20 protein-coding genes are annotated in these 18629 nt (G+C 65.7%); 3 read left to right on the top strand and 17 right to left on the bottom strand.

Annotation, left to right across the window (positions count from 1 at the left end; genetic code table 11):
• The first annotated feature begins 9 nt into the window (after positions 1-9).
• The gene (locus BKA04_RS11265) at positions 10-1374 is read left to right on the top strand and encodes an NAD(P)/FAD-dependent oxidoreductase (RefSeq protein WP_232842043.1); all 1365 of its coding nucleotides are present in this window, start codon (positions 10-12) and stop codon (positions 1372-1374) included.
• A gap of 10 nt (positions 1375-1384) precedes the next feature.
• On the opposite strand, the gene BKA04_RS11260 is transcribed toward BKA04_RS11265, so the two are convergent.
• Genes BKA04_RS11260 through BKA04_RS11240 form a run of 5 tightly spaced genes read right to left on the bottom strand, consistent with a single transcriptional unit; the run spans position 1385 to position 6497 of the window.
• Positions 1385-3385 carry an ABC transporter ATP-binding protein gene (locus BKA04_RS11260; RefSeq protein WP_104096500.1) on the bottom strand — a complete coding sequence of 667 codons (2001 nt, stop codon included), beginning with the start codon at positions 3383-3385 and terminating at the stop codon, positions 1385-1387.
• Entirely contained in the window at positions 3382-5115 is a 1734-nt protein-coding gene (locus BKA04_RS11255) for an ABC transporter ATP-binding protein (RefSeq protein ID WP_104096499.1), read from the bottom strand. Before BKA04_RS11255 ends, BKA04_RS11260 begins: the two co-directional genes overlap by 4 nt.
• 5 nt (positions 5116-5120) lie before the next feature.
• Entirely contained in the window at positions 5121-5744 is a 624-nt protein-coding gene (locus tag BKA04_RS11250) for a TetR/AcrR family transcriptional regulator (RefSeq protein ID WP_232842042.1), read from the bottom strand.
• A gap of 26 nt (positions 5745-5770) precedes the next feature.
• Positions 5771-6268 carry a Clp protease N-terminal domain-containing protein gene (locus tag BKA04_RS11245; protein WP_104096497.1) on the bottom strand — a complete coding sequence of 166 codons (498 nt, stop codon included), beginning with the start codon at positions 6266-6268 and terminating at the stop codon, positions 5771-5773.
• Positions 6261-6497: a hypothetical protein gene (locus BKA04_RS11240; protein ID WP_104096496.1), complete on the bottom strand. Its 237-nt coding sequence runs from the start codon at positions 6495-6497 to the stop codon at positions 6261-6263. The genes BKA04_RS11245 and BKA04_RS11240 overlap by 8 nt, the downstream gene beginning before the upstream one ends.
• Positions 6498-6621: 124 nt before the next feature.
• Here BKA04_RS11240 and BKA04_RS11235 point away from each other — a divergent pair, with 124 nt between their 5' ends.
• A complete protein-coding gene (locus BKA04_RS11235) occupies positions 6622-7548 on the top strand; it encodes an NADP-dependent oxidoreductase (RefSeq protein ID WP_104096495.1) in 927 nt (308 codons plus the stop codon).
• Positions 7549-7565: 17 nt separating this feature from the next.
• Here the strand turns inward: BKA04_RS11235 and BKA04_RS11230 are convergent, their stop codons facing one another.
• A complete protein-coding gene (locus BKA04_RS11230) occupies positions 7566-8558 on the bottom strand; it encodes an aldo/keto reductase (RefSeq protein WP_104096494.1) in 993 nt (330 codons plus the stop codon).
• Between the two features lie 104 nt (positions 8559-8662).
• Between BKA04_RS11230 and BKA04_RS11225 the strand changes: the two genes are divergently transcribed.
• On the top strand, positions 8663-9166 hold the full coding sequence (locus BKA04_RS11225; protein WP_104096493.1) for a methylated-DNA--[protein]-cysteine S-methyltransferase: 504 nt from the start codon (positions 8663-8665) through the stop codon (positions 9164-9166).
• 19 nt (positions 9167-9185) lie between these two features.
• On the opposite strand, the gene BKA04_RS11220 is transcribed toward BKA04_RS11225, so the two are convergent.
• The 11 genes from BKA04_RS11220 to BKA04_RS11170 form a co-directional block, all read right to left on the bottom strand.
• On the bottom strand, positions 9186-9944 hold the full coding sequence (locus BKA04_RS11220; protein ID WP_104096492.1) for a YaaA family protein: 759 nt from the start codon (positions 9942-9944) through the stop codon (positions 9186-9188).
• The gene (locus BKA04_RS11215) at positions 9944-10225 is read right to left on the bottom strand and encodes a F0F1 ATP synthase subunit epsilon (protein WP_104096491.1); all 282 of its coding nucleotides are present in this window, start codon (positions 10223-10225) and stop codon (positions 9944-9946) included. Before BKA04_RS11215 ends, BKA04_RS11220 begins: the two co-directional genes overlap by 1 nt.
• 1 nt (position 10226) lies before the next feature.
• Positions 10227-11768, bottom strand: a complete 1542-nt coding sequence (gene atpD / locus BKA04_RS11210) for a F0F1 ATP synthase subunit beta (RefSeq protein ID WP_221234078.1) — start codon at positions 11766-11768, stop codon at positions 10227-10229.
• A 23-nt stretch (positions 11769-11791) separates the two neighbouring features.
• Positions 11792-12691, bottom strand: coding sequence for a F0F1 ATP synthase subunit gamma (locus tag BKA04_RS11205; RefSeq protein ID WP_104096490.1), 900 nt, complete (start codon positions 12689-12691; stop codon positions 11792-11794).
• 6 nt (positions 12692-12697) lie between these two features.
• Positions 12698-14338, bottom strand: coding sequence for a F0F1 ATP synthase subunit alpha (atpA, locus tag BKA04_RS11200; RefSeq protein ID WP_104096489.1), 1641 nt, complete (start codon positions 14336-14338; stop codon positions 12698-12700).
• Positions 14339-14389: 51 nt separating this feature from the next.
• Positions 14390-15178, bottom strand: coding sequence for a F0F1 ATP synthase subunit delta (locus BKA04_RS11195; protein ID WP_104096488.1), 789 nt, complete (start codon positions 15176-15178; stop codon positions 14390-14392).
• Complete coding sequence (locus BKA04_RS11190) at positions 15179-15745, bottom strand: F0F1 ATP synthase subunit B (RefSeq protein ID WP_104096487.1); 567 nt, start codon at positions 15743-15745, stop codon at positions 15179-15181. It abuts the gene before it with no gap.
• 32 nt (positions 15746-15777) lie between these two features.
• Positions 15778-15999, bottom strand: a complete 222-nt coding sequence (atpE, locus tag BKA04_RS11185; protein ID WP_104096486.1) for a F0F1 ATP synthase subunit C — start codon at positions 15997-15999, stop codon at positions 15778-15780.
• 37 nt (positions 16000-16036) lie between these two features.
• Positions 16037-16801: a F0F1 ATP synthase subunit A gene (gene atpB / locus BKA04_RS11180; RefSeq protein ID WP_232842041.1), complete on the bottom strand. Its 765-nt coding sequence runs from the start codon at positions 16799-16801 to the stop codon at positions 16037-16039.
• 128 nt (positions 16802-16929) lie between these two features.
• Positions 16930-17436, bottom strand: a complete 507-nt coding sequence (locus BKA04_RS11175) for a hypothetical protein (protein WP_104096484.1) — start codon at positions 17434-17436, stop codon at positions 16930-16932.
• The gene (locus tag BKA04_RS11170) at positions 17433-18623 is read right to left on the bottom strand and encodes an MraY family glycosyltransferase (protein ID WP_104096483.1); all 1191 of its coding nucleotides are present in this window, start codon (positions 18621-18623) and stop codon (positions 17433-17435) included. The genes BKA04_RS11175 and BKA04_RS11170 overlap by 4 nt, the downstream gene beginning before the upstream one ends.
• Positions 18624-18629: the final 6 nt, after the last annotated feature.

Genomic DNA, 18629 nt, shown 5'->3' with positions numbered 1-18629 from the left:
TATCGAGGCGTGAGCTTCTGGCTCGACTCGATGGTGGAATCGGGTGCGGACGAACTGCTTCCGCGACCCGCTCTACCCGGCGACCGCGAGTTCGACGTCGCGATCGTCGGCGGCGGGCTCACGGGGCTGTGGAGTGCGTACTACCTGCTCAAGCGCTCCCCCGGCCTGCGAGTGGCGGTGCTCGAGAAGGAGATCGCGGGGTTCGGCGCATCCGGTCGCAACGGCGGCTGGTGCTCTGCGCTCTTCCCCGCGTCGACGGCGGCGCTCGAACGCCGCCACGGACTCGATGCGGCCCTGGCCATGCGCCGCGCCATGATCGACACCGTCGACGAAGTCGGACGGGTCGCGCAGGCGGAAGGTATCGACTGCGATTTCGCGAAGAGCGGCACGCTGCTGTTCGCTCGATCGAAACCCCAACTCGCTCGCGCGACGGCCGAAGTTGCTGAGGCCGAGCACTACGGCGTCGACCAGGTTCGCTGGTTGAGCAGCCCGCAGGACGTATCGAAACCGGGCCCTGCGGGCACCATGGCAACGATTCTCGAACCCGCCTGCGCCCGCCTTCATCCCGGCAAGCTCGTGCGCGGGCTCGCGCGCGTCGTCGAGTCGCTCGGAGGCACCGTCTTCGAGGAGACCGAGGTCCTCGCCTGGGAGCAGGGTCGGGTCACGACCAACCGCGGCACCGTGACGGCGGGCTCGATCGTCATCGCCACCGAGGGCTTCGGCGCGAGCTTCCGGCAGACGCACCGCCGCGTCCTGCCGCTGTACTCGCTCATGATCGCCACCGAACCGCTTCCGGATGCCGTGTGGGACGAGCTCGGGATCGATCACGGCCACACGTTCAGCGACTTCCGCCACCTGCTCATCTACGGACAGCGCACCGCGGATAACCGGTTCGCGTTCGGAGGGCGCGGGGCGCGATACCACTGGGGCAGTGCGCTCCGCGCGGAATACGACCGCGTTCCGCGCGTCTTCGAGCACCTGCGGCGCACGCTCGGCGAGTTGTTCCCCCAGGTCGCGGATGCCGCGGTCACCCACCGCTGGGGCGGCCCGATCGGCGTTCCTCGCGACTGGCACGCAGCGGTCGACCATGATGCGGCATCCGGAGTCATCTGGGCGGGTGGCTACGTCGGAGACGGCCTGAGCACGACGAACCTCGCCGGCAGGACCATCGCCGACCTGGTGACGAGCGCCGACTCCGAGCTCGTGGAGTTGCCCTGGGTGAACCACCGCTCGCGCAACTGGGAACCGGAGCCGCTGCGCTTCATCGGAGCGAACCTCGGCCTTCTCGCCATGGACATCGCCGACCTCGAGGAACGCGTCACGCGCCGCCCATCGCTCGCCGCGAGGATCATGTCGCCGCTCGTCGGCGGTTGACGAGACCCTTCTACGCCTCCTCGACCAACTCCTCATCCGTCAGGATCGGCCCCGCGAACTGCGCGTCGTAAAGTCGCGCGTAGGCGCCATCCGCCTCGAGCAGCTCCGTGTGGCTCCCCTGCTCGACGATCTGACCGTTCTCCATCACGAGGATGAGGTCGGCGTCGCGGATCGTCGAGAGGCGGTGCGCGATCACGAAGCTCGTGCGATCGCTGCGCAGCGCCGCCATGGCGTGCTGCACGAGCACCTCCGTGCGCGTGTCGACCGAGCTCGTCGCCTCGTCCAGGATGAGGACGCTGGGGCGTGCAAGGAAAGCCCGCGCAATCGTGAGCAGTTGCTTCTCGCCCGCGCTCACGTTCGATGCCTCGTCGTCGAGCATGGTGTCGTACCCGTCCGGCAGCGTGCGCACGAAGCGGTCGACGTACGTCGCGGTCGCGGCGTCGACGATCTCCTCCTCGGTGGCATCCGGGCGGCCGTAGGCGATGTTCTCGCGAATGGTGCCTCCGAACAGCCAGGTGTCCTGGAGCACCATGCCGATGCGCGTTCGCAGGTCGTCGCGCGTCATGGTGGCGATGTCGACGCCGTCGAGCGTGATGCGGCCTGAATTCAGCTCGTAGAACCGCATGATGAGGTTCACGAGCGTCGTCTTGCCCGCGCCGGTCGGCCCGACGATCGCGATCGTGTGCCCGGGTTGTGCGACGAGGTTCACCTGCTCGATGAGCGGCTTGTCCTCGGTGTAGCGGAAGGAGACGTCATCGAATTCGAGACGGCCGCTCGTGGCGGCCGGCGACGAGGCCGGTTCGGCATCCGCACTCTGCTCGTCGGCGTCCAGCAGCTCGAACACGCGCTCGGCCGAGGCCACGCCCGACTGCAGGAGGTTCGCCATGCTGCCGAGCTGGGTGAGCGGCTGGGTGAACTGGCGTGAGTACTGGATGAAGGCCTGGATGTCGCCGATCCGCATGGCGCCGCTCGCCACCTGGAGTCCGCCGACGACGGCGATCGCGACGTAGACGAGGTTACCGACGAACATCATCGACGGCATGATGATGCCCGAGACGAACTGTGCGCCGAAGCTTGCCTGGTAGAGCTCCTCGTTCTTGTCGCCGAAGACGGTGGCGACCTCCTTCTGGCGGCCGAAGACCTTGACGAGTGCGTGACCGGTGAAGTTCTCCTCGATCTGCGCGTTCAGCTCGCCAGTGTTCTTCCACTGGGCCACGAACATCTTCTGGGAGCGCTTCGCGATCACCATCGTGATGCCGATCGTGAGCGGGATCGTCACGAGCGCGATGACCGTCAGCAGAGGCGATGTGAGAAGCATCATGAGCAGAACGCCGACCACCATCAGGAGGGAGGTGACGATCTGACTCAGCGTCTGCTGAAGGCTCTGCGAGATGTTGTCCACGTCGTTCGTCGTACGACTGAGCAGCTCACCGCGCGGAGTCTTGTCGAAGTAGCTGAGCGGAAGGCGATTGACCTTCGCCTCGATGTCCTCGCGAAGCCGGTACACCGTGCGCTGCACGACGTCGTTGAGCACGTAGGCCTGCAGCCATCCGAACACCGACGACAGGATGTAGAGGGCAAGCACCCAGATGAGAATCATCGACAGCGCGTGGAAGTCGATACCGACTCCCGGCGTGAGGTGCATTCCGCTCAGTAGATCCGCCTTGCCATCCTCGCCCTGCGCCCGAAGACCGGCGATGAGCTGCGCCTTGGTGACACCGGCCGGCAGCGACTGAGAGAATGCTCCCTCGAAGATCAGCGTCGTGCCGTTGCCGAGCAGTTTCGGCCCGATCACCGTCATCGCCACGCTCGCAACGGCGAGCAGGAGCACCCAGATGATCCCGAACCATTCCGGACGCAGGCGTCCGATCAGGCGCTTGGCCGACGGACCGAAGTTCATCGACTTCTCGGCGGGCATGCCCATACCTCCGAACGGTCCGTGCCCGCCGGGCCCACGGCGTACCGGCGGGCGAGCCGTCGCCGCCTGCTGGCCGTTCTTGTCGTCGCTCATAGTGCTTCCTCCGCCGTGAGCTGCGATGACACGATCTCCGCGTACGTCGTATTGCTCTCATTCAATTCTTCGTGGGTGCCGATTCCGACGATCTCGCCGTTCTCGAGCACGATGATCTGGTCGGCGTCGATGATCGTCGACACCCGCTGGGCCACGATGATCATCGTCGCGCCGTGAACCTTTCGGGCCAGTGCATGCCGGAGTCTCGCGTCGGTGCCGGTGTCGAGCGCGGAGAAGGAGTCGTCGAACACGTAGATCTCCGGCTTCTTCACGAGCGCCCTCGCGATCGCGAGGCGCTGGCGCTGCCCACCGGACACGTTCGTGCCCCCCTGCGAGATTTCGGCGTCGAGGCCGTTCTCCATCTCGAGGACGAAGTCCTTGGCCTGGGCGATGTCGAGGGCTTCCCACAGCTCCTCGTCGGTCGCATCCGGTTTGCCGTAGCGCAGGTTGCTCGCGACGGTTCCGGAGAACAGGTACGGCTTCTGCGGAACGAGGCCGATGAGACTCCACAGCAGGTCGGGGTCGAGCTCCCGGACGTCCACGCCGTCGACGAGCACCGATCCCCCTGTGACGTCGAAGAGTCGCGGCAGCAGGTTCACAAGCGTCGTCTTGCCGGAGCCGGTGCTGCCGATGATCGCCGTCGTCCTGCCCGGCCTGGCGGCGAAGGTGAGGTTCTTGAGGACCGGCTCCTCCGCTCCCGGATACTGGAACGTCGCGTCGAGGAACTCGACCGTGCCGACCTCGGTGACCTCGGTCACCGGGTTCTTCGGCATGACGACCGAGGTCTTCGTCTCGAGAACCTCGCCGATGCGGTCGGCGCTCACCGCCGCACGCGGGAGCAGGATGCCCATGAACGTGGCCATCATGACACCCATGAGGATCTGGATGAGGTACTGGAGGAACGCCATGAGCGTACCGACCTGGATGTCGCCCTCCCCCACCCGGATGCCGCCGAACCAGATGACGGCGACGCTCGAGACGTTCATGACGAGCATGACGACGGGGAACATGAGGGCGAACAGACGACCGGCGCTCACCGCCGTCTCGGTGAGGTCCGCGTTGGCACTCGCGAAGCGATCCGTCTCGTGGCGTTCCCGAACGAAGGCGCGGATGACCCGGATGCCGGTGAGCTGTTCGCGCAGCACGAGGTTGACCTTGTCGATCCGCTTCTGCATGAGGCGGAAGAGCGGAACCATCCGGCTCATGATCCCGCCGACGGCAACCAGGAGGACGGGGATGCTCACGGCCATGAGCCAGGAGAGGCCGACATCCTGCTGCAGAGCCATGATGACGCCGCCGATCGCGAGCATGGGCGCGGAGACGAAGAGCGTGCAGGTCATCAGGACCACCATCTGCACCTGCTGGACATCATTCGTCGTGCGCGTGATGAGTGACGGAGCGCCGAACTGGGACACCTCGCGTTCGGAGAACTCGCTCACGGTGTGAAAGATGCCGCCCCGCAGGTCGCGGCCGAGCGACATCGCGACCTTCGCGCCGAAATAGACGGCGGTGATCGCGCAGGCCACCTGCAGCACGGTGATCCCGAGCATGATGACGCCGACGGTGAAGATGTGCGGCACGTCGCCCTTGGCAATCCCGTTGTCGACGATGTCGGCGTTGAGGCTCGGCAGGTAGAGCGAGGCGAGCGACTGCGCGAGCTGGAACACGCCCACCGCCACCAGCAGGGGCCAGTACGGCTTCAGGTACCGGCCGAGAATCTTGAGCAACATGCGGATTAGTCCTGGCTTTCTGTTGGGTGCGTGTTCTGGGAATGCTGTGGGCTGCCGGCGATGCCGTGGAGCACGATCGTGGTGAGCTCATCCGGTGTGAACTCCATGCCGTCATTGAGCTGGGGAAAGGCGGAGGCGAAGCTCATGAGCCGGATGATGTGGGCGATGCGGCTGGCCGGCCAGTTGAGGTGTTCGAGGTCCGATCCGAGCACCTCGGTGAGGATATCGATGAACGTGTTCCGTTCGTGCCGGTGCGGCGGACGCTCATGCCCGACGAGCGCCATGATCCGAAAGATCTCGCTGAATCGCGTCTGCATGACCGTGATGATCATGAGAACCTTTGCATGCAGGTCGAGCGATGGGTCGATCGCCCGCAACTCACGACGCATCGGCTCCGGATCGAGAAAGCGTTCGACGGCAGCTGTGATGAGCGAATCCTTGTCACCGAATGCCCGGAAGATCGTGCCTTCTGCGACCCCTGCGGCCTCCGCGATCTGCTTCGAGGTGAGGTCGCGACCGTGCACGGCGAGGAGCGGGATCACCGCGTCGATGATCATCGCCTGCCGGTCTTCGACGGAGAGCGGACGCGCGCGACCACCCGTCGATGAAGGATTGGCTGTGATGTGCACGAGGGGAAGCGTAACTGAGTGAGTGCTCACTCCGCAACTCCGCTTGCGGTGTGTTCGTTGAGGGCGGACAAGAGTTGCAGCCGATCGACACCGGCGATGCCGAGCACCCTCGGCACGGTACCGAGTTCGGCGCTGAAGATGCCTACGAGCAGGTCAGCTGCCCGCCGAGGACGGTGCTTTTCGGATGCCGCCTTCATTCCGGCCCGGACCGCCGCGCGAGCCGACGCCCCCAGCCGGACAGGGCCGCGGCGGCGATCGAGGACGACGTCCCCATCCGGCAACGGCTCCACTCCGGCATAGGCGAGCGATCGGACCTGCTCCCTGCGGATCGCATCCGTCAGCACCTCCCGGCTGAGCCCGTGCTCTCGCAGGAGAGAGCCGCAGGTGTCGTTGGACTCGTCGGCGAGAGCGAGCAGGAGATGCTCCGCCTCGACGACGGTGCCACCACGATGCCGAGCCTCCTCGTGAGCCGCATGGAAGGCCCTGCTCACCGCGGTTCCGAAAGCACTTCTCGGCTCAGTCATTTCTCCTCCTCAGGTCGACACCCGCGTCGATGAGGCGGCGACCGTGCTTCTTGTGAACGGCCTGCCTGGTCACACCGAGCGCCTCGGCGACCTGAGACCAGGACCAGCCCTCACGCATCGCGCGTTCGACCTCGAGGTCTTCCAGGCGATCGGCCATCGTGCGCAGTGCAATGACTGAAGCCAGCCCGTCGGCTCGCTCCCCCAAGGGAAGAATGCGTTCGTCGTCCATCCAGGCAACTTTAGTTGCTTACTCTGGTTTGTCAACTTGAGTTGCTTATGCTCGACGCCTGGTCGACCTTTCCGACTTAGACTCGAAGGAGGGTCGTCGCGAAGGCGACGAGTAAAGGGGTTTCATGTCGAAGGCGGTCGGGTACAGCGAGTACGGCGGTCCGGAGGTGCTCGAGGTCATCGAGGTACCGGAGCCGCACGCCGGCGATGGCGAGGTGCGCGTCGCGGTACGCGCAGCCGGACTCAACCCCTTCGACTTCAAAGTTCGCCGTGGCGGCTACATCCCGAACCATCAGCTCCCCTCGCTGCAGGGCGCCGAGTTCGCCGGCGTCATCGACGAGGTCGGCGCCGGCGTGACGGGCTGGTCGGTCGGCGACGAAGTGCTCGGCTGGATCGGCCGCGGCGCGCAGGCGGAATACGTCGTCGTACCCGCAAGCCAGATCGCGGCGAAGCCGGCTGGGCTCGACTGGGCCGTCGCCGCTGGAATCGGACTCGTCGCCAACACCGCACGGCGTTCAGTGGATTCGCTGGAGCTCGGACCAGACGATACTGTGCTCGTGACCGCGGCTGCCGGAGGCGTCGGGATCGTGACGGTGCAGTTCGCGAAGGCGACGGGGGCCACCGTCGTCGGCACGGCGAGCGAGGCCAACCACGAGTTCCTGCGCGGGCTCGGGGTCATCCCGGTCGCTTACGGCGACATCCCCGGCGGTACGAGCGAGCTCGAGCGCCTGCGCGCTGCGGTGCCGGGCGACTACACGGCGGCCCTCGACACGATCGGCGGGAACGCCATCCGGATTGCGCTCGCGCTCGGTATCCCGCCGGAGCGCATCAACACGGTCGCCGACCGCGGCGCGATTGATGAGCTCGGCGTTAACGGGGTCGGCGGCGGCAAGAAGACCTCGGCGGAGCTCGCCGAGTTCGCACGACAGGCCGCAGACGGCGAGCTCGTCATTCCGATCAGGGGCACCTACCAGCTGTCGGATGTCGTCGCAGCGTTCGAGGACGCCGAAACCGGCCACGGACTCGGCAAGGTCGTGCTTCTCGTTCCTTAGCAGTCTGGCCCTGGCAGTCAGGGAGCGAAGATCGTGTCGATCTCGGCGAGCGCCGTGGCGTCCGGAACCCACGCCGACGCCGCCGCAACGTTCTGACGCACCTGCTCCGGAGTCGTCGCCCCGGCGATGACGCTCGTGAGGTTCGGCTGGGCGAGAAGCCAGCCGAACGCCGCTTCGAGCATCGTCACTTCACGCTCGTCGCAGAACGCCTGGAAACGCTCGACGGCGTCCCAATCCACCCGCTCCATGAGATAGCGCTTCTCCCCCATGACCCGCGAACCCGCAGGTCCTCCTTCCCGCGTGTACTTGCCGGTCAGGATGCCGTTGTGCAGCGGGAAGAACGGCAGGAAGCCGAGGCCGTACTGGCGCACCGCGGGCAGCACCTCCGCCTCGACGCCACGCGCGAGCAGGCTGTACTCGTTCTGCGCCGACACGAATCGCGGATGCGCGCCGAGCCGCGCCGTGAACTCCGCCTCGGCGATCTGCCAGCCGGCGAGGTTCGAATGGCCGAAGTACCGGATCTTGCCCTCGGCGACGAGGTCGTCGAGCGTCGCGAGCGTCTCTTCGATCGGCGTGAGCGGATCGGGAGCATGCAACTGGTAGAGGTCGATCCACTCCGTCTGCAGGCGCCTCAGTGACGCTTCGACGGCGAGCCGGATGTAGCGGCGCGATCCACGGGCGCCCCAGTCAGGGCCATTGGCGCCGGCCATGCCCATCCCGAACTTGGTCGCGAGCACGATGTCGCCTCGCCGACCCTTGAGGGAGTTACCGAGCAGGGTTTCGCTCAGCCCGCGCTCCTTGCCGTAGATGTCGGCCGTGTCGAAGAGGGTGAGCCCCGCGTCGATCGCGGCGCCGATAACGGCATCCGTTCCCTCCTGGGTTTCGGTCACCGTTCCGGCCCGGCCGAGATTGTTGCAGCCGAGCCCGATCGTGGAAACCCGCAGGCCGGACGGCCCCAGGTTGCGGTAGTGGATGGGGTTGGTCGCGGTCTCGGAATTCGGCTCTGTCATGCTCCTACGCTATCCACTCCTGCACAGCGCGGCATTCGCTTCGTCCTCCACCATCCGGCCACTCCGGCGGTCGACGTGTCACCGCGAGGGCGTAACGTCGAAGAATGCCGAACCCCACTTCCCCCGCCTGGCTCCGCCGGATCGACAGCCCCCTCGGTCGCCTCGAACTCACGAGCGACGGCAAGGCCATCACCTCCCTCTCGATTGCGAAGGACGGCCACCTCCCCTTCGAGTCCACACCCGAGAAATCAAATCGCGTGCTCGACCGCGCTGCCCGCCAGCTCGATGAGTACTTCGCCGGCCGGCGCCGCTCCTTCTCCCTCGCCCTCGCCGCCCGCGGAACCGCGTTCCAGCACTCCATCTGGGACCAGCTCTCCGCGCTCGAGTGGGGCGAGGTCACGACCTATGGCGAACTGGGCCTCGGGACCGGTCGGGCGACTGCGGGGCGCGCCGTCGGTGGGGCCATCGGCGCGAATCCGATCCCGATCATCGTCCCCTGCCACCGCGTTCTCGGTTCGGATGGCCGTGTGACCGGATACAGCGGTGGCAACGGCATTCCGACCAAGCTCTGGCTTCTCGAACACGAAGGAATCCTGCTCGCCGCATGACCCTTCGGCTGTCGGCGGCTCACACCACGAGCTGCAGCTCCCCCGGTTCGCCTCTCTCGAGGCGGATGCCCGCTGCCGTGGCCCAACGAAGAAGCGAATCAACATCCACGTGGTCGGTCTCGGCGAGCAGCAGCGCGCGCACGAACTCGCCTTTGCCCTTCTTGTTGAAGTGATTGAGTGCTCGTCGCGCACCACCGACTTCCTCGGTGACGACCCGCAGGAACAGCGCGTGCTCCGGCGCTCGTCCGAGTGCGACGTACGACTCCGAACGCAGATCGAGGATGAGCCCCGGCCCTGTCTGGCTCCCAGCCAGCTTCTCCAGCTCGGCGACAAGCGGCCCTCGCCAGTTCCGGCCGAGCGGATGCGCGGGAAGCGATGAGTCGTGCGAAAGCCGGTATGCGGGGATCGGATCGGTCGCCCGCACCAGTCCGAAGAGCGCGGAGTGGATGACGACGTGCGCCTCCGCGAAGCCGCGCGAAGCCGCAGGAAGCGTCGCGGCATCCAGCGCCTCGTAGAGAACTCCCGTGTAGCGATCCATCGCGGCCATGACGGGTGAGCGGCGCAGCGCCCGGTTCCGGTCGATCTCGAACAGTTGGGTCGCCCCGAGTTTCAACGCCGCAGCAGCCTTCACTCGATTGCTCGACAGCGAGCGAACTGCGGCGAGCATACGCCGGCGCACCGGGTTCAGTGCGGGAAATCCCAGAGCGCCCAGGTCGAGTGCGCTGCCCTCGACTCCCCCGTCGCGTTTGGTCTCCGAGGGAGGAAGAAGGAGGTGCACTAATGCGTGGAAGAGTCGGCGTGCACTAATTCAGCGGCACGCGCGACCACGGTGACCATGTCGTGCTCGACGGACAGAAAACCGTCTTCGGCGCGCGCCCTCACGACTTTGCCGTCTTCGAGGGTGATGCGCACTTCGCCAACGTCGAGAATCGCCAGCACGGGCTCATGCCCGGCCAGGATCCCGATCTCGCCGATCAGGGTCTTGGCCACGATCTGACGAGCCTCGCCCGACCACACCTCGTGGTCGGCCGAGACGACGCTCACGTTGAGAAGGGCCATGTCAGCCGTTCTCCTTCTGGATCTGCGCCCAGCGCTCCTCGACATCCGAGATCGAACCGACGTTGAAGAACGCCTGCTCGGCGACGCTGTCGAAATCACCGCGGCAGATCGCGTCGAATGACTCGATCGTGTCCTTGAGCGGAACCGTCGACCCCTCGACGCCGGTGAACTTCTTCGCCATGTAGGTGTTCTGGGAGAGGAACTGCTGGATGCGGCGAGCCCGCGAGACGGTGATCTTGTCCTCTTCGGAGAGCTCGTCGACACCGAGGATCGCGATGATCTCCTGCAGTTCCTTGTTCTTCTGGAGGATCTGCTTGACCGTCGTCGCGACCCGGTAGTGGTCCTCGCCGAGGTAGCGGGGGTCGAGGATGCGGCTCGTCGAGGTGAGCGGATCGACCGCAGGGTAGAGACCCTTCGAGGCGATCTCGCGGCTGAGCTCCGTGGTCGCGTCGAGGTGGGCGAAGGTGGTCGCCGGGGCGGGGTCGGTGTAGTCGTCGGCCGGGACGTAGATCGCCTGAAGCGAGGTGATCGAGTGACCACGCGTCGAGGTGATGCGCTCCTGCAGGATGCCCATCTCGTCCGCGAGGTTCGGCTGGTAACCGACCGCGGAAGGCATGCGCCCGAGGAGGGTCGACACCTCGGAGCCCGCCTGCGTGAACCGGAAGATGTTGTCGATGAAGAGCAGCACATCCTGCTTCTGCACGTCGCGGAAGTACTCCGCCATCGTGAGGGCGGAGAGCGCGACGCGAAGTCGCGTGCCCGGCGGCTCGTCCATCTGGCCGAAGACGAGCGCGGTCTTATCGAAGACGCCCGCCTCCTCCATCTCGTGGATGAGGTCGTTGCCCTCACGGGTACGCTCACCGACACCGGCGAATACCGAGACACCACCGTGGTCCTGCGCAACGCGCTGGATCATCTCCTGGATGAGGACGGTCTTGCCGACACCGGCACCGCCGAACAGTCCGATTTTGCCACCGAGTACGTACGGGGTGAGCAGGTCGATGACCTTGATGCCGGTCTCGAACAGCTGGGTCTTGGACTCGAGCTGGTCGAACGCCGGCGGCTTGCGGTGGATCGGCCAGCGCTCGGTGATCTCGATCTTCTCGCCGGGCGCGGCGTTCAGGATCTCGCCGATCACGTTGAACACCTTGCCCTTGGTGACGTCACCGACGGGGACGGAGATGGGCGCGCCCGTGTCGCGGACCTCCTGGCCACGAACCAGGCCATCCGTAGGCTTGAGCGAGATGGCGCGGACGACATCGTCACCGAGGTGCTGCGCCACCTCCAGTGTGATCTCGTTCGCCTCGTCACGGATGGTGATGGTCGTCTTGAGCGCGTTGTACATGTCCGGTATCGCGTCGTGCGGGAACTCGATGTCCACCACCGGCCCGGTGACACGGGAGATGCGCCCCACGCCGCCTGGCTTCGTCGGCTGACCCTGTGCCGCCTGGTCCTTCGCGGCAGCGCTCTTGCGTGCGGCGGGCTTCTTCGCTGCTGGCTTCCCTGCTGCTGGCTTCTTTGGGGCCGGAGCTGTCGTCGTCATGGCTATCCTGTTTCTCCTGTTGGCTACTTCGCCGAGGCGAGGGCGTCTGCGCCGCCCACGATCTCGGAAATCTGCTGGGTGATCTCGGACTGGCGCGCGTTGTTGGCCAGTCTCGTGTAGTCCTTGATGAGCTTGTCCGCGTTGTCGCTCGCCGACTTCATCGCCTTCTGGGTCGCCGCGTGCTTACTGGCCGCCGACTGGAGCATCGCGTTGAAGAGGCGGCTCTCGATGTAGACCGGAAGCAGCGCATCCAGCACGTCGTCGACATCCGGCTCGAACTCGTAGAGCGGTAGGACCGTGCGGTCCCCCGGCTCCTCGACGCCCTCGACGACCTCCAGGGGAAGCAGGCGAACGACCTCGGGAACCTGCGTGAGCATGCTCACGAAACGGTTGTAGACGATGTGGATCTCGTCGACCCCGCCCTCGGATGCCGGCTGAAGGAAGCGCGCGACGAGCGCCTCGCCGATCTCGTGGGCTGTGGACGACTCGGGGTTGTCCGTTCCGCCGACCCAGTACTGCTCGATCGGGCGCTTGCGGAAATTGAAGTACGCGATCGCCTTCCTGCCCACCAGGTAGTGGACGACGTCCTTGCCCTCCGAACGCAGTCGCGCGGCGAGCTCTCCCGCCTCCCTGACGACGTTCGTGTTGAACGCGCCGGCCAGACCCCGGTCGGACGAGAAGATCAGGATCGCCGCCCGTTCGACCTTTTCCGGCTCCGTCGTGAGCACGTGATCGACATTGGAGTAACTGGCGAGCGCCGACACCGCCCGGGTCACCGCGCGCGAATACGGTCCGGAGGCCGCAACACGCTGCTGTGCTTTCTGGATGCGCGATGCGGCGATGAGCTCCATCGCCTTCGTGATCTTCTTGGTCGTCTGGGCAGATTTGATCTTCTGCCGGTAGACCCGAAGTTGTGCTCCCATTGTTTTCTACCGGCGCTTCTTGACGACGATCTGCTCCTGGGCGATGTCCTCAGGTGCGATTTCCTCGAACTCCTCGGTTCCCGCGGAGATGAGCGGCTTGCCCTCACCGGTCTGGAATTCGAGCTTGAACGCATCGACGGCCTTGTCGAGCTCGTCGACCGTCGCATCGTCGAGAACGTTAGTGTCCCGCAGCGTCGCGAGGATCTTCGTCTTGCGACCCAGGTAGTCGAGCAGTTCCCGCTCGAAACGCAGGATGTCCTCGACGGGGACCTCATCCAGCTTTCCGTTCGTTCCGGCCCAGATCGAGACGACCTGGTCCTCGACCGGGTATGGAGAGTACTGCGGCTGCTTGAGCAGCTCGGTGAGCCTCGCGCCCCGAGCCAGCTGGCGGCGGCTCGCCGCGTCCAGGTCGGATGCGAACATCGCGAACGCCTCGAGCGATCGGTACTGTGCGAGCTCGATTTTGAGCGTTCCGGAGACCTTCTTGATGCTCTTGACCTGGGCGTCGCCACCGACACGCGACACCGAGATGCCGACGTCCACCGCAGGACGCTGGTTCGCGTTGAACAGGTCCGACTGGAGGAAGATCTGCCCGTCGGTGATCGAGATGACGTTCGTCGGAATGTACGCCGCGACGTCATTGGCCTTCGTCTCGATGATCGGGAGCCCGGTCATCGAGCCCGCGCCGAGCTCATCGGAGAGCTTCGCGCAACGCTCCAGCAGACGGGAGTGCAGGTAGAACACGTCGCCGGGGTATGCCTCGCGTCCCGGCGGGCGGCGCAGCAGGAGCGACACGGCGCGGTACGCCTCCGCCTGCTTGGACAGGTCGTCGAACACGATCAGCACGTGCTTGCCGCCGTACATCCAGTGCTGTCCGATCGCGCTGCCGGTGTACGGCGCAAGGTACTTGAAGCCGGCGGCGTCCGATGCGGGGCTCGCGACGATCGTGGTGTACTCGAGCGCTCCGGCATCCTCGAGGGCGCCCTTCACGCTCGCGATGGTCGAACCCTTCTGGCCGATCGCGACGTAGATGCAGCGAACCTGCTTGTTGACGTCCCCGGAGTCCCAGTTCGCCTTCTGGTTGATGATGGTGTCGATCGCGATGGCCGTCTTGCCGGTCTGGCGGTCGCCGATGATGAGCTGGCGCTGTCCGCGGCCGATCGGGATCATGGCGTCGATCGCCTTGATACCGGTCTGCATGGGCTCGTGGACGCTCTTGCGCTGCATGACGCCCGGCGCCTGGAGTTCGAGAGCCCGTCGACCGTCCGACGCGATGTCGCCGAGGCCGTCGATCGGGTTGCCGAGCGGGTCGACGACGCGACCGAGGTAACCGTCGCCGACGGGGACGGAGAGGACCTCGCCCGTACGGGTCACCTCCATGCCTTCCTCGATCCCGGTGAAGTCTCCGAGGATGACGACGCCGATCTCGCTCTCGTCGAGGTTGAGCGCGAGGCCGAGCGTGCCGTCCGCGAAGCGCAGGAGCTCGTTCGCCATGGCGCCGGGGAGGCCCTCGACGTGCGCGATGCCGTCCGCCGTGTCGATGACGGAACCGACCTCGGTCGCTCCGGCCTTCCCGGGCTCGTACGATTTCGCGAAGTCCTGGAGGGCGTCGCGGATCTCGTCCGGGCTGATGGTCAGTTCTGCCATTGTCTTTCCTCTGCTTGCGGGGCGCGAATGCCCCTTGGGTCTTCTCAGCCGCTATCCGGCGAGCTGAAGTTTGAGTTCTTTCAATCGGGTGGCAACGGAGTCGTCGATGACATCGCTGCCGACGGCCACCCGTACACCGCCGATCATGGTCGGATCGATCACCTGGTCGATGCGCAGGTCCCCGTATTTCTTCGCGAGTCCGGATCGCAGCCGATCAAGCTGGTCGCTGCTCAGGGGGGCCGCAACGGTGACCGTGGCGATCGCCAGTGACGACTCGTCGGCCACGACATCCGCAGCGTGCTTCACGAGCGCGCCGATCCGGCGGCCGAGCGGCTGCCGGACGAGGTGGCTGAGAATCGCAATGGTCTGCTCACTCACGCGACCCGCGAGCAGCTTCTCGACGAGAGCCGCCTTCGCCGATGGGTCACCGAGCTTGCTGCCGACGGCAAGCTCGAGCTCCGCGTTCGAGGAGACCAGCTGCCCGAACTCGAAGAGCTCGGACGGGATGTCGATTCCAGAGGCGGATGCCGCCATGATGCGCAATCCGACCTCCTCCAGCCCGGCGAGGAAATCGGAGGACTCCGACCATCTGCTGCGCGCGAGGCCGGAGATCAGTTCGCGTGCGTCGACGCTCAGGGCGCCGAACACGGAGGAGACGAGCGCAGCTTTCGCGGCGGGATCCGCGGCAGGCTCCGTGAGCGCCACGAGCAACTGCCCCGACCCGGCGACGGCGCGGGCTGCGGAGAAGATCTCCTCGCCCACGGCCAGTGTCGCGGCCGACGGGCGTGCGGCGATGGCCGCCTTCGCCGCGGCAACCGCTTCCCTGGTCGCTGAGCCCATTTACTTTCCCGCCTTCGTGGACGAGTCGGCCTCGAGGTCGGCGAGGAATCGATCCACGATCGACGCGGAGACCTTGTCATCCTTGAGGCTGGAACCGATGACGCTCGACGCGAGGCTGAGTGCGAGCGTACCCACTTCGCCTCGCAGTGAGTTCAGGGCGTTCTGGCGCTCCACCTCGATCGTCGCGAGGGCTGCCGCATTGATGCGAGCCGCCTCGGCCTGTGCCTGCTCCTTGAGCTCTGCGAGGATGCGCACCCCGTCCGCTCGCGCCTGCTCGCGAATCTTCGCGGCCTCCGTGCGTGCTTCCTTGAGGGCTTCCTCGAACTGGTCCTTGGTCGACGCGGCCTCGGCCTGAGCCTTCTCCGCGCGCTTGATCCCGCCCTCGATGGCGTCGTGACGTGCGTCGAGCGCACGCGTGATGTTGGGCATGACCACCCGCAGGATCACGATGAGCACGACGACGAAGGCGATCGAGCCCCAGATCAGGTCGGGCAGCTCCGGCAACAGGATGCTGTGGGACCCTTCGGCCTCCGGCCCGGACGCAGTGAGGAAGAATGCGGTGTGCACTCAGTACTCCTTCGAATCGTTGGGTTGAGGGCTTACGGGGCTGGGAACGGGATGAAGGCGACACCGATGGCGATGAAGCACAGCGCCTCGGTGATGGCGATACCGATCCACATGAGGGTCTGGAGGCGGCCGGCGAGCTCAGGCTGGCGGGCAACCGACTCGACCGTCTTTCCGACGATGACGCCGACGCCGATACCGGAGCCGATGGCCGCAAGGCCGAAGGCGAGCGGTGCGATGTGTCCGACGAGATTCATGGTGTTCCTTTCGAGGTGTTACGTGGGTGCCGAGAACTCAGTGCTCGTCGGCCAGGGCCAGCTGGATGTAGATGGCCGTGAGGATGGCGAAGATATAGGCCTGCAGGGCGGCCACGAAGATCTCGAGGACGACGAAGGCGATGCCCATGAGCAGTGTTCCGGCGCCGATGAGGCCCCACGCGCTTCCACTGATGAGCATGTTGAAGAAGAATCCGGTCGCGAGGAAGCAGAGCACGAGCAGCATGTGCCCGGCGACCATGTTCATGGTGAGTCGAAGGGTGAGGGTGATCGGCCGCACGATGAAGGTCGACAGGACTTCGAGCACCGCGATGATCGGTTTGATCGCGACCGGCACACCGGGAAGCCACAGCGCGTTCTTGAAGAAGCGGCCGACGCCGAACTTGCGGATGCCGGCGTAGACGAAGGTCACATAGGCGATGATCGAGAGGATGATCGCCTGGCCGATGAGACCCGTGCTCGCGATCTGCAGCCCGGGTATCGTGCCGGTGACATTGAGCGCGAGGGTCAGGAAGAAGATCGTCATGATGAGGGGGGCGAAGCGCTTGCCCTCCTTCTCACCGAGCGTGTCGATGGCGATGCCCTTGCGCGCGAAGTCGATGGCGAACTCCATGGCGACCTGGCCGCGGCCGGGGACGAGCTTGAGCCTGCGCGTGCCCAGCCACAGGATGAGCAGAAGTGCTGCGACCGCGAGAAGACGGATGAGCATGATGCGGTTGAGCTCGAACGGGGTGCCGATGAAGAGGATCGGCGCCGGGAAGAATTCGTTGATCGACGGGCCCACGAAGTCACCGCCGCCTGACTCGTCAGCGGCGACGAGCAACGACGTGGTAAGGACAGAGGCGAGCAGGATGTACTCCAGACGTGGGGCGCGACGCGCAGCGTTCGGAAGGAAAAACCTTCATAACCCTATCAAGAATTCGGGGTTGTTTTTTCCGTCGAATTCGACCCATCGCCCGGCAGGGCCACGTCGACATAGGGCACCCGGCTGGTCTGGAAAGCCGCGATATCGGCGATCAGGAGACCGATGACCGCCACGATCGCCGCGATGGAGAAGACGGCGGGGTCGAGCCAGGACTGGCTCCTCAGCCAGATGGCGACACCGATGAAAACGAGCAGCTTGACGAACCAAGTACCCATGATTATGGCGAAGAACCGGACATCCGGCGGCGGAGCACCCTCCGTGACCCTCGACGCGACGAGGATGCTCGCAGCCGTGAGCCCCATGAAGACCATGGCGAGCAGTGCCCCCATGAGCGCGCTGAACACTCCGGGAAGCCCGACGACGAGGTAGCCGACCACCGAACCGACGACCGCGATGCCGAGGGTGACGACCGCCCCGTACCGAAGTGCTTTCGAGTACACGGGCGACACGGCCCGGTGAGGTGCGGGATCCTGCCCCACGACGGAGTCCTTCACGACGCACTCCCCTTTCGCTCCGAGACCGGGGCGCCCTGAATCGGCGGAACGGTGGATGCCAGATCGAGAGGCGCCCCACCCGGGTTTCGACGGTTGAGCAGCTTCTTCCCGAGGGGCGCGAGAGTCAGGACGGTCGTGATGACAAGGCCGACCGCGATGAAGGCGAGCGACCAGCCCCACGGCACGAACAGGAAGCTCAGGACGCCGATGGCGACGACCGCCGTCCACGAATAGAAGATGAGCACGGCCTGCAGGTGAGTGTGTCCCATGTCCAGCAACCGGTGGTGGAGGTGCTTGCGATCCGCGCTGAACGGGGACTTTCCGGCACGGATGCGCCTCGTGACGGCGAGCATGAAGTCGAGCAGCGGAATCAGGAGGATCGCCAGCGGCAGGAGAATCGGAATGAACGCCGGTGCGAGCAGCTTGCCGGATTGCAGCGAGTCCGGGTCGATCTGCCCCGTGACAGAGATGGCCGATGTCGCCATGAGGAGTCCGACGAGGAGTGCGCCGGAGTCCCCCATGAAGAGTTTCGCCGGATGCCAATTCAGCGGCAGGAACCCGATGCACGCCCCGATGAGGACGGCGGTGATGAGGGAGGCGAGGTTGAAATAGGGCGTCTCCCCCACGTTGCGCGCGAGCAGGTAGCTGTAGATGAAGAAGGCGCCGCTCGCGATGACCGTGACCCCCGCCACGAGGCCATCGAGTCCGTCGATGAAGTTCACCGCGTTCATGACCAGCACGACGGCGCCGACCGTCAGCATGAGGCCGAGAACCGGCGGGACGATGGTGATCCCGCCGATCGGAACGGTCACCAGCTGCACGCCCTGCCACACGAGCAGTCCCGCCGCGATGATCTGCCCCGCGAGTTTGGTGAGCCAGTCCAGGTCCCAGATGTCGTCGGCTACGCCGATCACGACGATGATGAGAGCGGCGGCGAGGATGGCCGTGATCTGCCCGGGGTTGGCGAAAACGAGTCGGAACCAGCTCACCTGGCTCGCGACGCCGAACGCGACGAGAATTCCGAAGAACATGGCGACTCCGCCGAGCCGCGGGGTGGGGGTCGAGTGGACATCGCGTTCGCGGATGGAGGGGTAGAGCCGGAATCTCGTGCTCAGCTTCCAGGTCGCCCATGCGAGACCCCACGTGACGACCGCTGAGATCACGCACACCAGGATGTAGAAGATCACGGCGCT

The sequence above is a fragment of the Terrimesophilobacter mesophilus genome (assembly GCF_014200375.1).
GTDB classification, from domain to species: Bacteria; Actinomycetota; Actinomycetes; order Actinomycetales; family Microbacteriaceae; genus Terrimesophilobacter; species Terrimesophilobacter mesophilus.
This window is presented reverse-complemented; position numbering and strand designations above follow the sequence as displayed.

Bases quoted from the DNA above. Each gene is read 5' to 3' on its own strand.
- BKA04_RS11205 (WP_104096490.1), bottom strand. From the start codon at position 12,691: ATGGGAGCACAACTTCGGGTCTACCGGCAGAAGATCAAATCTGCCCAG.
- BKA04_RS11230 (WP_104096494.1), bottom strand. From the start codon at position 8,558: ATGACAGAGCCGAATTCCGAGACCGCGACCAACCCCATCCACTACCGC.
- atpD (WP_221234078.1), bottom strand. From the start codon at position 11,768: ATGACGACGACAGCTCCGGCCCCAAAGAAGCCAGCAGCAGGGAAGCCA.
- BKA04_RS11245 (WP_104096497.1), bottom strand. From the start codon at position 6,268: ATGACTGAGCCGAGAAGTGCTTTCGGAACCGCGGTGAGCAGGGCCTTC.
- BKA04_RS11225 (WP_104096493.1), top strand. From the start codon at position 8,663: ATGCCGAACCCCACTTCCCCCGCCTGGCTCCGCCGGATCGACAGCCCC.
- atpA (WP_104096489.1), bottom strand. From the start codon at position 14,338: ATGGCAGAACTGACCATCAGCCCGGACGAGATCCGCGACGCCCTCCAG.
- BKA04_RS11255 (WP_104096499.1), bottom strand. From the start codon at position 5,115: ATGTTGCTCAAGATTCTCGGCCGGTACCTGAAGCCGTACTGGCCCCTG.
- BKA04_RS11235 (WP_104096495.1), top strand. From the start codon at position 6,622: ATGTCGAAGGCGGTCGGGTACAGCGAGTACGGCGGTCCGGAGGTGCTC.
- BKA04_RS11260 (WP_104096500.1), bottom strand. From the start codon at position 3,385: ATGAGCGACGACAAGAACGGCCAGCAGGCGGCGACGGCTCGCCCGCCG.
- atpE (WP_104096486.1), bottom strand. From the start codon at position 15,999: ATGAATCTCGTCGGACACATCGCACCGCTCGCCTTCGGCCTTGCGGCC.
- BKA04_RS11240 (WP_104096496.1), bottom strand. From the start codon at position 6,497: ATGGACGACGAACGCATTCTTCCCTTGGGGGAGCGAGCCGACGGGCTG.
- BKA04_RS11195 (WP_104096488.1), bottom strand. From the start codon at position 15,178: ATGGGCTCAGCGACCAGGGAAGCGGTTGCCGCGGCGAAGGCGGCCATC.
- BKA04_RS11215 (WP_104096491.1), bottom strand. From the start codon at position 10,225: ATGGCCCTTCTCAACGTGAGCGTCGTCTCGGCCGACCACGAGGTGTGG.